We start from the raw sequence: 16,118 nt of genomic DNA on the forward strand, positions 1-16,118 counted from the left end.
CACATCAACGTCCAACTGGGAGGACTACTATGAAGAGACTGCTTCTTGCCACTACAGCGATCGCGCTTGCCTGCTCCACAGCAGCACCGGCCTTCGCCGAATTCAAGAGCCGCAACATTCGCGTTTCGAACGGCATCAATGCCGACCATCCCGTCGGTAACGGCATCAAGGCCATGCAGGAATGCCTGGACCAGAAGTCCGGCGGCAAGCTGAAGCTGACCGCTTTCTGGGGCGGCGCTCTCGGCGGCGACCTTCAGGCAACCCAGGCCCTGCGCTCGGGCGTTCAGGAAGCCGTCGTCACATCCTCGTCTCCGCTCGTCGGCATCATTCCGGCACTCGGCGTCTTCGACCTGCCGTTCCTGTTCCGCGATGCGCCTGAGGCCTACAAGGTGCTCGATGGCAAATTTGGCGACGAGATGAACAAGAAGCTCGACGGCGCCGGTCTGGTCAATCTTGCCTATTGGGAAAACGGCTTCCGCAACCTGTCGAACTCCAAGCGCGCCGTCACCAAGTGGGAAGATTTCTCGGGGATGAAGGTTCGCGTCATGCAGAACAACATCTTCCTCGACACCTTCCAGAACCTTGGTGCAAACGCGACCCCGATGGCCTTCGGCGAAGTCTATTCGGCTCTGGAAACCAACGCGATCGACGCGCAGGAAAACCCCTATGTGACGATCGACACGTCGAAGTTCTTCGAAGTGCAGAAATACGTCACCGAGACCAACCACGCATATACGCCGTTCCTCTTCCTCTTCTCCAAGGCGATCTTCAACACCTATTCGCCGGAAGAACAGACTGCACTGCGTGAATGCGCCGTGGTCGGTCGCGATGTGGAGCGCCAGGTGATCGGCGATCTCAACAAGAAGTCGCTGGAAAAGATCAAGGCCGCCGGCCTGGAGGTGAACACGCTGTCGCCTGAGGAGCAGGCTCGCATTCGTGAAAAGTCGCTTGCTGTCTATGAAAAGCACAAGGACCAGATTGGTGCCGATGTGGTTGATGGCATCCTGGCGGAACTTAAGGAAGTCCGTAAGTAAGCATCAGCCTTCGGCAGACGAGCCCGCGACGTTACCGTCGCGGGCTTTTTTCATGGCTATTCGAGCGCGATCGGCTGCACCCTTTGGCGCTTCTTCAGCGTCTGCTCGCGCAGGAAGATGAAGACGCCGGAACCGACGATCAGTGCTGCACCGATCAGCATTCCGAATCTCGGCATATCGCCAAAGAACAGCCAGCCGAACAGAACCGCCCAGAGCAAAAGCGTGTACTGTAGGGGAGCGACCGTTGCCGCATCAGAGATCTTCAATGCTCTGTTAACGAGAACATGAGCTGTCATTGCCACTATACCGAGCAATGCAAGCAGACCAAAATCGCGGGTAGAAGCGATCGGCGACCAGTCGAAAGGCGCGAAAGCAAGGCCTGCAAGTGCCGCACCGACAATCTGGAAAAAGACAAGCGTCCGGTCTGGGGTGGCCCTCAGGAAACGACCTGAAATCATCATGAACGCGAAGGCGGCACTGCCGAAGATGGATACGATCGCTGGCGGACTGATCATCGCGCTCGACGGTTCGAGCGTGATGACGACACCGATAAAGCCGATGCCGATTGCAGTCCACCGACGCCAGCCGACTTTTTCACCCAGTAGCAGTGGCGAGGCCGCGGCGACATAGATCGGTGCTGCGAGCCAGTAGGTCATGACGTCTGCGAGCGGAAGATACATCACGGCATAGTAGAAGCAGAAAACCTCGGCGGTGGAGCAGAACACCCGAAGCGCCTGCATGCCGGGTCGTTCGACCTTATGCAGCGAGCCGAATCCCTGAAAGAACAGGAAGGGCAGCAGGATGACGAGCGCGGCGAGGCTGCGCAGAAGCACGACCTGTCCAAGGCCGTAGCTCGAAACTAGCCACTTCCCCATGGCGTCGTTAAGCGCAAACATGACCATGCCGAGCAGCATGATGAGGGGCCCGGCCATGCGCGCCGAGACGATTTGCTTGGAGATGGATGCGATCATGCCGCGATGCCCTACATGTCTGCGAGGTTTGAGAAACGCCGTGTTACGGTGAAGAGCTTGTCCAAGTCTGGATTGAGGTCCATTCCGAGGCCAGGACCAGGCGGAACCGTGATCATGCCGTTCTTCACCTCAGGCAGTGCGGTGACGAGATCGCGGTACCACGTCTTGTAGAAGGCGCGCACACTTTCCTGCACCAGCGCATTGGGTGCGTTAAGCGACAGGTGCGTCGATGCGCCGAGGACAACCGGGCCGGTGCAATCGTGCGGAGCGATCGGCAAATGCCAAGCCTCCGCCATCGATGCAATCTTGCGTGCTTCCGACAGTCCGCCGCACCAGGAGATGTCCAGCATGACGATGCCGGCGACGCCCGTTTCGAGATAATCCCGGAAACCCCAGCGCGTTGCCAAGGTCTCAGATGCTGAGATTGGTGCGGGCGATACGTCGGCATAACGACGCAGGCTCGACAGGCTATCCATCTTGATCGGGTCTTCATGCCAGAACGTGCTGTAGGGCGTCAGCGCCCTGGCAATCTGCATCGCGGGCAGGAGCTGCCACATGGAGTGAAACTCCACCATGATGTCGATCTTGTCGCCGACAGCGTTGCGGATCTTTTCGAATGGCTGAAGCGCTGCGTTTAGATCGGAAGGTGAAATATACTGTCCCCTCGTCTTTTCGGCGGCGGCATCGAAGGGCCAGATCTTCATCGCCGTGATCCCCTCCTCCAGCAGCGAATGTGCCAATTCGTCCGCCCGGTTGAGAAACCCGTTGAGATCGTCGTAGTCCGAGCCAGTCGACAGGCCATAGTTGCCCGTGGTCTGGCCGGTGGATTTCTTGATATATTCGGTGCCGGCGCAGGTATTGTAGGTGCGGATTTCCTTGCGGCTGAAGCCGCCCAACAACTGCGCGATCGGCTGGCCGGTAACCTTCCCGAACAGATCCCACAACGCGATGTCGAAAGCCGAGTTGCCACGCACCTCGGCACCCGAGGATCGGAACCCGACATAGCCCACGAGGTCCTGTGCGAGAAGATCGATGGCAAGCGGATCGCGGCCGAGCACCCGCGGTGCAACATATTCGTGAATGTAGCTTTCGACCGTCTCTGCCCCGAAGAACGTCTCGCCGAGACCGGTCAGACCTTCATCCGTATGAACCAGAACCCAGATCAGGTTTGCGCGCTCTGCAACTCGCACGGTTTCGAGTTTCGTGATCTTCATTGATGCCTCCCTTAATGTCCTCCACGACATACCCTCATCATTAAGGGATCGTTTGGACGATAGAAAGGCCGGGAACACTCGTTTCAGTTCGCTTTTGTCTTTATTTGCAACGCGTTAACCCGTCAGATCAAAGTATTCCCCAGGCGCGAAAGCGCCCTCGCCCGGTAAATTCACGAAGATTGAGTTCGGCAGCAATTTTCAGCGCGCCCTGCGGGGTTATCTCCAGTGCGTCGGCAATCATCCCGCTCGAAACAAGCGGGCGCGACAAGACAAGTTCGATTAGCTGGGGAAGCCGCGACGACTGTCGCCGACCCACCAGACGGCGCTCGAGTTGCTGCTTGGCGAGCAACAACCGCTGGTGCTCTTTCATGCCATGCTCCGACGCGAGCGCAATTGCATCCGTAAACGCGAGAAGCCTCACCATGCGGTTCCCGCTCACTCTGCGCTCCCGCGACACCTGCCGGAGACCGAAGTTGACCGCGGACAACTGCGTTTCGGTTAACCCGGCTTCGCGCAACACCGCGCTCGCCAGCAAACGTCCAAGCCACGGCGCATGCTTCGACACCTGCAGGTGAAACCAAGCGTCCCACGCAACGGCGGCCCTGAGGAGGGGCGGCATGGACTGCGTTTCATCCAGCACCACGCGCCATTCCGACAGACGAGCGTCCTCGTCCCAGTCCTCGTCATAGATGAGAGCGTCCCGGACCGGTATCTTCATCGCACGAACGCTTACGGCGTCCGCAAGCAACGCCTGGCTTCGCGCGAGAACAGCATCGATTGCTGCCAAGGGATCCTCGAAATCATCGTCACGCGAGATCGTTGCGAGCCCTCTCGGTGCCGCCTTGAACTCAATGCCTTGAGCCTCGTCATGACGACCGGACCTCAGCGCGGCAAGACCAGCGGCGCTCAATGCCCATTCCGGTTCGCTCGCCGCAATTCGCCGGCGCGTTCGCAGTACGTCATGGGCAACTGTCAATTCGTGAGTGGAGGCTCGGACTGCCATCCCTGCGTCATGAAGAACAAGGTCTTCGATATGGACAAGTTCCCCATCGATCCACAGGGACGAGCAGGCTTCCAAGAATTGGGCGCGATCGATCCAGCCCTGCCGTACGGGGGAACTAGCGATCCGCTCATCAAGTCGTACAACGCCGGCTGTCGCTGCGGAGATCGGTCCGAACAACTCACCAGCGTCTATTTTTGAGAGATCGTAACGCATTGAAAGCGTTATAGTTCAATGCCGTTGTGAAAGCTAGCGTGACGTACGGTTTCGCTACCGGACACAAGGTGGATGCGTCCGTTTGACGGAACCGTTTAGCTTCGTGCGTGATGGATCAAGCTAGCATCTGTATGGTGATAAGCAAGCACCATAAACACTTATTGACAGGTTAAAGATGGCAAACGTTTAGCGATCCACTGAGCAGAATCTGATACCTTACCCTGCCCCACTTCCCGTTGTCCGCGGACAACGAGCGCGACTTTTGCTCTCCACAGGCGCAAAATTCATTTGCATTGAATCATTTGTACAACTCGTGCGAATCGGGGCATATTCAACTGCGCAGTTTTCCGAAGAACTTCGCCAATTGCGCAGTTGGAGAGAAAGATGCCGCAGCCAAGCTTTAAAGTCGACGAACCTCAGGAGCACTTGCCAACGACTCTGGCAACAGATGCCCAGGAGCTTGCGCATCAACTTCAGATGCATCAAGCGAAAATTTTCGCACCGACATCTCAAAAGACGATCCGGCCCTTCCAGCCAGCCGAAGCCGCGAGCTTCATCGGGATCGGAGAAGGCTATCTCCGTCAGGTTGCCGCAGAAGGATACGGGCCCGAGCCGCTGGCGAACGGCCGGCGTGTTTACCTACCGACCGACATGGATCGTATTCGTCAGGTTCTCGACGAAAAGAACGGCGTGGCGAAATACGTACCGGCCCGCCGTCCTGGCGAAAAGCTGCAGGTCATTTCCGTCATGAACTTCAAGGGCGGAAGCGGCAAGACGACGACGTCCGCGCACCTGTCTCAATATCTTGCCCTTCGTGGCTACAAGACGCTCGCGATCGATCTCGATCCGCAGGCGTCTCTGTCGGCGTTGTTCGGGCATCAACCCGAGCTCGATGTGGGCGAAGGCGAGACGCTCTATGGTGCGATCCGCTATGAGGATCCGCGCCCTATTTCGGAAATTGTCCGCTCCACCTACACACCGAACCTGCATATCCTGCCGGGCAACCTCGAACTAATGGAGTTCGAGCACGAAACGCCCAAGGCCATGGCGTCGGGACAGGTTGCGACGATGTTCTTTGCCCGCATCGGCGAAGTTCTTGCCGATATCGAAGACCTTTACGATGTCGTCGTCATCGATTGCCCGCCGCAGCTCGGCTTCCTGACCATGTCGGCGCTTTGCGCCTCGACATCGACCTTAATTACCGTTCACCCGCAAATGCTCGACGTCATGTCGATGTCGCAGTTTCTCTCGATGACCAGCGAACTGATGTCGGTTGTCGAGCGGGCAGGGGGGCGGACAAGCTATGACTGGATGCGTTATCTTGTGACGCGGTTTGAACCCAATGACGGCCCACAGAGCCAGATGACGGGTTTTATGCGCGCCATCTTCGGCAATCGTATGCTTCACAACGCTATGTTGAAGTCGACGGCGATCTCCGATGCCGGCGTCACGAAACAGACACTGTATGAGGTCGAGCGCAACCAGTTCACCCGCGGCACCTATGACCGGGCGATGGACTCGCTCAATGCCGTGAACCTCGAGATTGAAGAATTGATCCGGTCCGTGTGGGGGAGGCGCTAACAGATGGCACGTAAAAACCTGATCGGCATCTTCGAGCCTCCGGCGCCGGACAACAGTTCAGCGCCAACACCTGCCGCACCCCCGGCTGCTCAATCGTCACGTCCATTGGCCGGAATGGCACCGGCCGTGCGCAGCGGTGTCCCCGTTGGTGGCATCACGAGAACGCTTGGCAGCATCACGCAGAAGATGGAAAGGGCGCAGGATCTCGAGCGGCAGCTTTCGGAAGGGCTTTCCGTCGTTGAACTGGATCCATCGCTGATCGACAGTTCCTTTGTTTCCGACCGTATGCTGATCGATGGCGAAGCGCTTTCCCAACTGGTCGAGCAGGTTCGCGAGCATGGACAGCAGGTGCCGATCCTCGTGCGGCCTCATCCCGACCAGTCGGGCAGGTTCCAGGTCGCCTACGGTCACCGCCGACTTGCAGCCGTCCGACAGCTGGGCCTCAAGGTCAAGGCGGTTGTCCGCGTTCTGACCGATGACCAGCTGGTCGTCAGCCAAGGTCAGGAAAACAACGCCCGCACGAACCTCTCGCATATCGAACGCGCCTTGTTCGCCACCCGTCTCGAGGATCGTTCGTTCACGCGCGATATCATCATGGCAGCACTTGGCGTCGACAAGGCAGCCTTGTCAAAAATGATCAGCCTGGTCCGGGCGATTCCGATGGAAATCATCGATGCGATCGGTCCGGCACCTGAGGTTGGCCGCAGGCGGTGGACGGAGCTGTCGGAAAAGCTCAATGCCGGAAACATTCCAAGGCTGCTCTCGTGCCTTCAGAAGGGCAGGGCAGAGGGAAAGACAAGCGACGAGCGTTTCCAGCTCGCGTTTACACAGTTGTCCGCGAAACCTGAGGATAGTGGCAAGCCGGCTCAAGCACAGCTGAGCGGTCTGCCGGTCGTCATGCGCAAATCGGGAAACCGGTCGACATTCGTGTTCGATGCGAAAAGCGCGCCGGGTTTTGACGACTTCGTCAGCGAACGGCTCACAGAGCTTTTCGCAGAATTTAAACGCAACAAGGGAGTTTGATCAGCAAAAGAAAAAGGCCCCCGAACGACCAAGGTCGTGGAAGCCTCTCTCCGATTTCTAGCAAGATCGAGAATCGCACTTCCATGAATCACAGTCAAGAGTCTTTGGCACCGTTTCGGTGAGCGGCTTTCTTTTGCCTGAAAAAAGGTGAGAGAAAATGGGGAGTGGAACTGTAACGACGCCCTTTGGGCGGCGGGCGATGTCGTATGGACTGTTGGCAAACCAACAAAAAGCCAGCGAAATCACATCCGGAATCAAGAGATCGAAGTGGAAACTGTTTCGATCGATCTGCGAATCAAGGTCGTCCCTCGGGATCAGTGACCGGGCACTGACTGTGCTCGACGCGCTCCTGACCTTCTATCCGGGCGATGAACTTAGCGCAGATGGCAATCTCGTCGTCTTCCCGTCCAATGCCCAGTTGTCGCTTCGAGCGCGTGGAATGGCACCGGCAACACTTCGGCGCCATCTCTCGGTGCTAGTGGAAACCGGACTAATCCTGCGCAAGGACAGCCCGAACGGCAAACGCTATGCGCGCCGCAGTTCAGGTGGCAAACTCGATGATGCTTTCGGCTTCAGTCTCGCACCACTTCTGGCACGCGCACGAGAGATCGAAACGATGGCAGCGGAGATCGCTCTTAGCCGTGAACAACTCAAGGCTGCAAAAGAGAGAATTACTCTTTGCCGAAGAGATCTCGCAAAGCTGATTACTTTTGCCGTGGATGAAAAGATTTCCGGTGACTGGGAGCAGGCACAGACAAATCTTCAATGCGTCCTACAGGCAATTCCGCGCGTCCTCACTCTCGATATCGCAGAGCCGCTCCTCACAAAACTCTCGGTACTTCGTGAAGACGTCGTCAACCAATTGAAATTAAATATGAAATCACCAGAGATGAGCGCCAATGAATCTCAAAGTGAGCGCCACATACAGGATTCAAAAACAAATATCATTCCTGAATCTGAACCAGTGTCGAAAGGGCTTTCAACCGAACAAGCACCGGAACACACTTTGGCGAACGGCACAGCAATCGAAGAGATTGACGATCAACGCGATACTCGACAAAAGCGCCCTTGTTTGAGCTCGATCACCACACACAAAGCTCTACCACTCCCATTCGTCCTGCAAGCCTGCACCCAGATCAACGATTATGGGCCAAGAGGTGGGATCGCGTCCTGGAGGGATCTGATTACGGCAGCCTATGTTGTTCGTTCCACTCTCGACATCACGCCAGCTGTCTATGAACGCGCAGCAATCGTGATGGGGCCTGAGAACGCCGCAACAGTGCTTGCCTGCATGCTCGAACGCGCTGAGCATATCACGTCTGCTGGAGGCTATCTGAGAGACCTGACACGCCGGGCAGAGAAGGGTGAATTCGCGACCGCGCCGATGCTGATGGCTCTGATGAGAGGCAGTCGATCGAAGCCTGAAACATACCCAAGCACGACCTCACCCCGACAAGGCCCGACCAAAACCGCTTGGGTTTGCTGATGATGACACCGGGGAATTTCCGGTCGATCACCGTCGACAAAGAGGTCCGCGGAACCATCGTTCGGAGTTTGTGAAACAAAGAGAAACCTCTCCTTCCTGACGGCCAGCGCGTCTGGAGATCGCGTCAACGAGTGGAAATCGAACACACAGACAAACGTCACATCCGCGTAACATTGGTCCCCTAGAGCTACGCCAAGTCAGCGGCGCGGTTGAGGTTCTCCCGAAACACGCGGCCAGCCGGCTCAAATTTGTTTGTCGATTTCGAGTGGCATCTGACGCGGAAACCATTGTGTTTTCCGTGAACGCATTCACTCGCCCACAGGAGAGATCCAATGCTTTCTATCAACCGTCGTCACGCTTTGGGGCTGATGTCAGCCGCAGCAGGCACCATTGTCCTTCCACGCATGTCTTTCAGCCAGTCGACACGCCCATCGGTGACGATTGCCGTTCAGAAGATTACCAACAACAACACGCTTGATGTCTGGAACGAACAGTCGAACGTTGGCGAACGCGTGTTCTTCCCCAACCTCTGGGAAGGCCTGATCGGCCGCGACTGGATGGGCAATCAGGGGCCTGTTGCTAGCCTCGCGACCGAATGGAAGCGCATCGACGACAAGACGCTCGAACTGAAGCTGCGTCAGGGCGTGAAATTCCACAACGGCGACGAACTGACCGCTGAAGATGTTGCGTTCTCCTTCGCCAAGGAACGTGTTTTTGGCAGCACCGAGCCCAAGGGTGGCAAGACTGTCTTTGAAGCTGACAACAAACCCAGCACCGCGAAAGAACTTCCGGCGATCGTACCGGGTGTAGGCCGCCGCATGTGGCCAGCGCTGGCAGGCGTTGAGATTGTCGACAAGCACACAGTTCGTTTCCACAATGCAACACCTGACATCACGCTCGAAGGCCGCCTTTATTCTTTCGGCAGCCAGATCACCAATCGCCGCGCCTGGGACGAAGCAAAGAGCTATACGGATTGGGCCCGCAAGCCGGTCACGACCGGTCCTTACATGGTTTCCGAATTCAAGCCTGACGTGTCGCTGACACTCGTCGCTTTCGATGAATACTGGGGTGGCCGTCCGCCACTGCAGCAGATCCGTTTCGTCGAGGTTCCGGAAGTTGCCTCCCGCGTCAACGGCCTGCTCTCAGGTGAATACGACTTCGCCTGCGACCTGCCGCCGGATCAGATCGCCGCAATCAAGGCCGCTCCAGGCCTCGAAGTCCAGAGCTCGACCATCTGGAACCACCGCATCTCCACCTTCAACACGCAGAACCCGGTTCTCGCCAACCCGCTCGTCCGTCGCGCGATGACGCACTCGATCGACCGTCAGGCGATCGTCGAAGCGCTGTGGGCAGGTCAGACTGTTGTTCCGGCCGGGCTTCAGTTCGAATCCTTCAAGACATCCAACATGTATGTCGAAGGCTGGACTGCTCCGGAATTCAACCCGGATCTCGCTAAGAAGCTTCTCAAGGAAGCCAACTACAAGGGCGACGCGATCCCGTATCGCCTTCTCAACAACTACTACACCAACCAGACCGCGAACGCGCAGATCATGGTCGAGATGTGGAAACAGGTCGGCCTCAACGTCGAGATCCAGATGAAGGAAAACTGGGCGCAGATCCACGATCCGGCTGGTGTCAAAGGCGTGCGCGACTGGTCTGCAGGCAACACGATCAACGATCCGATCACGCCACTCGTCGTCCAGTTCGGACCAAACGGCGAAGCGCAGCAGAAGAAGGACTGGACGAACGAAGAGGTCAACAAGCTTTCCGTCATCATGGAAACCTCGACCGACCGCGTTCAGCGCCACAAGGCTTTTGCCCGCATGCTGGAAATCTGCGAGCGCGAAGACCCGGCCTATCAGGTCCTGCACCAGAACGCCGTCTTTACCGGCATGAAGAAGTCGCTGAAGTGGAAGGCAGCACCTGCCTTCGCCATGGACTTCCGTACAGCCAACTGGAACGCCTGATCGTTCTGATGTCTCACGCCGGCCGCGAAAATCGCGGCCGGCGCATCTGCTTATAAAATGGAGGTGCGTTCCATGGTGAAAAACCTTGTGGAACTGCGCGGCCTGAAGGTCGCTTTCGACGGCGTTCAGGTACTGCATGGTATCGATCTCGATATCGCCCGCGGAGAGGCGATCGGCCTTGTGGGTGAATCCGGATGCGGCAAGTCCGTCACCTGGCTCGCGGCACTCGGGCTTTTGCCCGGAAAAGCAACGGTCAGCGGATCAGTCCGCGTCGACGGACAGGAAATCCTCGCACAGCCACGACACGTGCTCGAAGGCGTACGCGGCAAGCGGATCGCAATGATCTTTCAGGATCCGTCCAGCTCGCTCAATCCGGTTCTGCGCGTCGGTCGCCAGATCACAGAAGCACTGGCGATCCATCGCGGCCTTCACGGGGAGGCGGCAAAAGCCGAAGCGCTGCGGCTGCTCGACATGGTCGGCATTCCGGATGCACGCCGGCGCATCGATCTCTTTCCCCACGAATTCTCCGGCGGCCAGTGTCAGCGCGTGATGATCGCCATGGCACTTGCCGGCGAGCCGGATCTTCTCGTCGCGGACGAGCCGACAACGGCTCTCGATGCCACGATCCAGGCGCAGATCCTCGATCTTCTGATCGCATTGCGCGCCGAAACCGGCATGGCGACGATTTTTATCAGCCATGATCTGGGCGCCGTCTCGCAGGTCTGCGAGCGCGCCTGCGTCATGTATGCCGGCCGTATCGTGGAGCAGGGGACGATCCAGGCCCTGTTCGACAACCCGCGCCATCCTTATACGCGCGGTCTCTTCGATGCCATTCCGCGTCTGGATGGCCCGCGCGAACGATTGATCCCCATTCCGGGGACCGTTCCCAATCCACGCGACCTCCCGGAAGGCTGCGCCTTCTCGCCACGCTGTTCGCATGCCGCAATCGACTGTCGCACCCGCATGCCGGTTCTTTCGGCAACGGACGACGGGCGGCTTTTGTCCTGTCACCATCCCGTCGGTTCCCATCCTCCGATCGGCGTCACGCATCCGGTTGGGGCTCGCGTTCTGGAGGCGCTGTCATGAGCGAGCACTTCAAAACGCCGCTCATCGAAGCGAAAGGTCTCGTCAGAACCTACGAGGTTCGCCAGGGCATGTTCGGACGGGCGACACCGGTTCGCGCCGTCGATGGGATCGATCTCAGGGTCATGCCCGGAGAGACGCTCGGCATCGTCGGCGAGTCCGGTTCCGGCAAGTCCACGCTCGGCCGCATGCTGCTGGGTATCGATCCGCCGCAGGAAGGGCAGGCTCTCTTCGAAGGCAAGCCGATGCCGAAGCTTGCAACGCCAGAATGGCGTGCATTGCGGGCAAAAATGCAGTTCGTCTATCAGGATCCGCTGGCAGCGCTCGACCGCCGTCTGACGATTGCCGAGCAGATCGGCGAGCCGCTCGCCATCCACAACCTCGTGCCGAAGCCCCATCGGGAAACGCGCGTCGCCGAGCTGATGTCGGCTGTGGGACTGAGACCGGATCAGGCCGGGCGCTATCCGCACGAGCTTTCGGGTGGTCAGCGTCAGCGCGCCGTCATTGCGAGGGCGCTTGCGTCGCGGCCGAAGCTTCTGGTTTGCGACGAACCAGTTTCGGCGCTCGACGTGTCGATCCAGGCGCAAGTGGTCAACATGCTGCGCGACCTGCAGGAGAAAAACCACATCGCCATGGTGTTCATCAGCCATGACCTGAAAGTGGTGCGCAATATCGCCGACCGCGTCGCCGTCATGTATCTCGGCCGTATCGTCGAGGAGGCGTCCTCGGACGTCATCTTCAAGACGCCGCTGCATCCCTATACCAAGGCGCTGGTGTCCAGTGTGCCGGTGCCGGGCAAGCTGCTTCAAGGCCGCGTCATCCTGCAGGGAGAGCCGCCGAACCCTGCCAACCGCCCATCCGGCTGTGCCTTCCATCCCCGCTGCCCGCTCGCCGCCGATATCTGCCGCACCAGCGTGCCGCAGCTTCTGTCGGTTGCCGACGGCCGAACCGCGGCCTGTCACATGGTGACCCGCGCCGAGGCGTCGGTCGCGGCCTAAAGGATTTCCCGATGTTTCGTTTCGCTTCCATCCGCCTTCTTCGCGCGCTCATCACCATCCTTGCCGTCATCACCTTTGCCTTCGTCGTGTTGCGGCTGTCGGGTGATCCGGCCCAGGTCATGCTTGGTCCCGATGTTCCGCAAGAATCCGTCGATGCCTTCCGCAAGGCCTGGGGCCTCGATCAGCCGCTGTGGATCCAGTACCTCTCCTATATCCGGGCGATCTTCACCGGCGATTTCGGCGTCTCCATGCGTGACAAGGCCTCGGCCATGCAGCTGGTGATCGAGCGCATTCCGGCAACCCTTCAGCTGACGATCCCGGCGCTGTTCCTGAAGGTCGTGATCGGCATCCCGGCCGGCGTCTATGCGGCCCTGCATCGCCAGAGCGCGATCGATCGCGGCGTTATTCTGGCTGCCATTTTCGGCTTCACCATTCCGTCCTTCGTCATGGGCCTGCTTCTGGTGCTGATCTTTTCGATCACGCTCGGGCTGCTTCCATCCGGTGGGCAGGACACGTGGCAGCACGGCATCCTGCCGACGCTGACGATGAGCATCGGCGGTATCGGCATTCTCGCGCGCTTTTCGAGAAGTGCGATGATCGAGGTGATGGGCCAGCCCTATATCCGCACGGCTTCTGCCAAGGGGATGAAGTGGCAGGATGTCGTCTGGAAGCATGCGCTGCCGAATGCCGCTGTTCCGATCGTCACCATCGTCGGGTTCATGGTCGGCACGCTGATCGCCGGCGCCGTGGTGGTGGAATCGATCTTCTCCTGGCCAGGCATCGGACGCCTGCTCGTCGTCTCTGTCAGCAACCGGGATCTCGCTGTCGTCCAGTGCATCCTGCTCCTGGTCGCCGCCACCATGGTCGTGTCGAACCTCATCGTCGACCTGCTCTACGGCTTTCTCGATCCACGGCTTCGCGCCCAGAGCGCTTCATAGAGAGGAGGCCGGTCATGACTGTTACCGATATCGCCCGCCCACAATCACCCAACTTGTCTCTCTTCACCCGCTTCATCAAGCAGGTCCGCAAGGTTCCGTTCTCCGTTACCTTCGGCATCGTCTGGCTGGTCGGGATGGTGGTGGTTGCCGTTTTTGCAGACGTCATCCGCCCCTATGGCATTACCGCCATGGATCTGCGCGCCCGTCTGTCGCTGCCGGGCAATCCCGCGCATCTTCTCGGAACTGACGAACTCGGCCGCGATGTCCTGTCGCGCCTGCTTCAGTCGATCCGCGTATCGCTGGCAATCGCCTTTGGTGCAACGATCATCTCCGCCGTGTTCGGCACCGTGCTTGGCTTTGCCGCAGCAAAGTTTCGGGGCGCGGTCGAGCATCTTGTCCTCGTGCTCGCCGATTTCCAGGCTGCCCTGCCGTTCCTGATCATGTCGCTCGCCGTCCTCGCCTTCTTCGGTTCGTCGATGCCGCTTTTGATTGGTTTGATGGGGTTTTATGGCTGGGAGCGCTATGCCCGCATCGCCCGCGGTCTCGCGATCTCGGCCAGTGCGCAAGGCTATGCATCTGCCGTCGTGCAGCTCGGCGCCACGCCTGGACGCGTCTACCTGCACCACATCCTGCCGAACGTTGCCTCGACCCTGATTGTCTCGATGACTCTGACCTTTCCGGAAATTATCCTGATGGAAAGCGGGCTCTCGTTTTTGGGGCTCGGTGTGCAGCCGCCGGAAACCAGCCTTGGCAACATGGTCGGCTTCGGCCGCGAATACCTGACACGGGCGCCGTGGATCATGCTGGCGCCGGCCTTCGTCATCATGGTGACGACGCTTTCCATCTCGCTCGTTGGTGACTGGCTGCGCGACAAGCTCGATCCGACCCTTCGCTGATCACACTTCAGGAGACGACAATGACGAAGATCACCGGCCACCGGGGAGCCCGCAATCTCTGGCCTGAAAACTCCATGACCGGCTTTCGCAACGTGCTGGATCTGGGTGTGGATGCGATCGAATTCGACGTGCACCTGACCGATGCCGGCGAACTGGTCGTCATCCACGACGCGACGCTCGATCGCACGACCGACAGGACAGGACCGGTCCGCTCGCTGACGCCGGAGATTCGTGGCGAAACGCATCTCGACGGTTCTGATGACACGGTGCCGACGCTGGCCGACGTCCTCGCCGTCCTGGCGACATCCGAGGGCAAGCAACTGCATGTCGAAATCAAGTCCGACGAAGCAAAGCAGCCCTATCCGGGCATTGCCGAAAAAGTCGTGGCGGAGATCGAGCAGTTCGGTCTGGCAGATCGCTGCCATCTGACCTCCTTCGACCTCTCCGTTCTCGACGAATGCCAGCGCATTGCTCCGCATATTGCGCGCCTCGTGTCCGTCAATGCGGAATGGGCTGACAAAGAGGGCGGTCTCGAACGCTTCCTCGAGAAGGTCGACGGCCTCGCCGATATCGTTGCCATCCACCACGAGCTGATGGATGCCGAATGGGCGCTTATCACCGGCAAACTTCCGCTCGAAAACCTTTGTGTCTGGACACTGAACGACGAAGCATTGATCCGGCGCTGGCTTGACCGCGGCATCGGTCACCTGACCTCCGACAGCCCGGACCTCGCGCTCGATCTGCGACGCGAAACCCAGTTCCAATCCGAACCTGCCTGAAAGGGAATACGACAATGAGCAACATCATCGGCACAGGCTTCAATGCCGGCTCCACCAATGGAGAACTTGAAAGCCTAGAAAAGGAGCTTCGCATCCTGAGCGAGATCGGCGTCGATACCGTCGAACTCGGTCTGACCAGCCTCGATCTGATCTCGGGCGGCCGGATCATCGAAGAACGCGCCGAGCGGCTCGTGGCGCTGACGAAGCAGTTCGACTTCCGCTACACGGTTCATGGCCTTGTCTCCTCGAACTTCATGGAGCCGGAAACCTGCCGCTACCAGCTCGACGCCGCCAAGGCGCTTGCGCAGATCTGCGATCGGATCGGTGCCGGCATCCTGGTGCAGCACGGCGGCAATCTCCGCGCCGAACAGATCATGGAGCGTGCCGAGGCCGACGCCCGCGAACGCGAAGCGCTGTTCGAACTCGCCGAATTCTGCAAGCCTTACGGTGTTAGGGTCGCGTTTGAAAACATCTTCACCACGGAGCCCGGCCAGTATCGCCAGACACCGACCCAGATCGCCGAAACGGTGAAGACCATCGGGCATCCGAACCTCGTGGCACTGATCGACTTCAGCCACGCCTATATCGAATCGACCTATCGCGGCCTGAACTTCCGCGAGGAGCTGCGTGCCATGGCGTCTGTCGCCGGCCATCTGCATGTCCATGACAGCTTCGGCCGTCCGCAGGCTTTCTACAAGGGTTACCACGTGCAGGAAAATACCGCGCTCGGCATCGGCGATCTGCACATGCCGCTCGGCTGGGGCGACATCGACTGGGAAGATATCTTCTCCGAACTCACCTTCCTGCCCGGCACCGTGCTGATGATGGAAATCGGACGCCGCTACCATGCCGAACAGCCTGCGAGTCTGGAACGGGCGAAAGGCCTTATGGCCCTAAACGACCGCACCGCAGCTATCGCGGCAGAATAACGT

14 protein-coding genes are annotated in these 16,118 nt (G+C 58.9%); 11 read left to right on the top strand and 3 right to left on the bottom strand.

What is annotated here, in order from left to right:
- Positions 1–29 precede the first annotated feature (29 nt).
- Positions 30–1,034 (top strand): TRAP transporter substrate-binding protein, encoded by a 1,005-nt coding sequence (locus tag BLW69_RS19695; protein ID WP_062458586.1) that lies wholly within the window; start codon positions 30–32, stop codon positions 1,032–1,034.
- Positions 1,035–1,090: 56 nt separating this feature from the next.
- Here BLW69_RS19695 and BLW69_RS19700 read toward each other — a convergent pair whose 3' ends face one another.
- From BLW69_RS19700 to BLW69_RS19710, 3 genes are all read right to left on the bottom strand, one after another.
- On the bottom strand, positions 1,091–2,005 hold the full coding sequence (locus BLW69_RS19700; RefSeq protein ID WP_244508899.1) for a DMT family transporter: 915 nt from the start codon (positions 2,003–2,005) through the stop codon (positions 1,091–1,093).
- Between the two features lie 11 nt (positions 2,006–2,016).
- Positions 2,017–3,219: a mandelate racemase/muconate lactonizing enzyme family protein gene (locus tag BLW69_RS19705; protein ID WP_092664387.1), complete on the bottom strand. Its 1,203-nt coding sequence runs from the start codon at positions 3,217–3,219 to the stop codon at positions 2,017–2,019.
- A gap of 127 nt (positions 3,220–3,346) precedes the next feature.
- A complete protein-coding gene (locus BLW69_RS19710; protein WP_092664388.1) occupies positions 3,347–4,435 on the bottom strand; it encodes an RHE_PE00001 family protein in 1,089 nt (362 codons plus the stop codon).
- A gap of 384 nt (positions 4,436–4,819) precedes the next feature.
- On the opposite strand from BLW69_RS19710, the gene repA reads away from it, so the two are divergent.
- From repA to BLW69_RS19760, 10 genes are all read left to right on the top strand, one after another.
- Positions 4,820–6,016 carry a plasmid partitioning protein RepA gene (gene repA, locus BLW69_RS19715; protein WP_062576652.1) on the top strand — a complete coding sequence of 399 codons (1,197 nt, stop codon included), beginning with the start codon at positions 4,820–4,822 and terminating at the stop codon, positions 6,014–6,016.
- A 3-nt stretch (positions 6,017–6,019) separates the two neighbouring features.
- Positions 6,020–7,039: a plasmid partitioning protein RepB gene (gene repB, locus BLW69_RS19720; RefSeq protein ID WP_092664390.1), complete on the top strand. Its 1,020-nt coding sequence runs from the start codon at positions 6,020–6,022 to the stop codon at positions 7,037–7,039.
- 157 nt (positions 7,040–7,196) lie between these two features.
- Entirely contained in the window at positions 7,197–8,525 is a 1,329-nt protein-coding gene (gene repC, locus BLW69_RS19725; RefSeq protein WP_092664392.1) for a plasmid replication protein RepC, read from the top strand.
- A 332-nt stretch (positions 8,526–8,857) separates the two neighbouring features.
- The gene (locus BLW69_RS19730; protein ID WP_092664394.1) at positions 8,858–10,492 is read left to right on the top strand and encodes an ABC transporter substrate-binding protein; all 1,635 of its coding nucleotides are present in this window, start codon (positions 8,858–8,860) and stop codon (positions 10,490–10,492) included.
- Positions 10,493–10,564: 72 nt separating this feature from the next.
- On the top strand, positions 10,565–11,578 hold the full coding sequence (locus BLW69_RS19735; protein WP_092664640.1) for an ABC transporter ATP-binding protein: 1,014 nt from the start codon (positions 10,565–10,567) through the stop codon (positions 11,576–11,578).
- Positions 11,575–12,573 (top strand): ABC transporter ATP-binding protein, encoded by a 999-nt coding sequence (locus BLW69_RS19740; protein WP_092664396.1) that lies wholly within the window; start codon positions 11,575–11,577, stop codon positions 12,571–12,573. Before BLW69_RS19735 ends, BLW69_RS19740 begins: the two co-directional genes overlap by 4 nt.
- An 11-nt stretch (positions 12,574–12,584) precedes the next feature.
- Positions 12,585–13,511, top strand: a complete 927-nt coding sequence (locus tag BLW69_RS19745) for an ABC transporter permease (RefSeq protein ID WP_092664398.1) — start codon at positions 12,585–12,587, stop codon at positions 13,509–13,511.
- 14 nt (positions 13,512–13,525) lie between these two features.
- On the top strand, positions 13,526–14,407 hold the full coding sequence (locus tag BLW69_RS19750; protein WP_062458558.1) for an ABC transporter permease: 882 nt from the start codon (positions 13,526–13,528) through the stop codon (positions 14,405–14,407).
- Positions 14,408–14,427: 20 nt separating this feature from the next.
- Positions 14,428–15,186 carry a glycerophosphodiester phosphodiesterase family protein gene (locus BLW69_RS19755; protein WP_092664400.1) on the top strand — a complete coding sequence of 253 codons (759 nt, stop codon included), beginning with the start codon at positions 14,428–14,430 and terminating at the stop codon, positions 15,184–15,186.
- Positions 15,187–15,200: 14 nt separating this feature from the next.
- Positions 15,201–16,115, top strand: a complete 915-nt coding sequence (locus BLW69_RS19760; protein WP_092664402.1) for a TIM barrel protein — start codon at positions 15,201–15,203, stop codon at positions 16,113–16,115.
- Positions 16,116–16,118 lie beyond the last annotated feature (3 nt).

This window comes from Rhizobium sp. NFR12, from assembly GCF_900108545.1.
Taxonomy (GTDB): domain Bacteria; phylum Pseudomonadota; class Alphaproteobacteria; order Rhizobiales; family Rhizobiaceae; genus Neorhizobium; species Neorhizobium soli.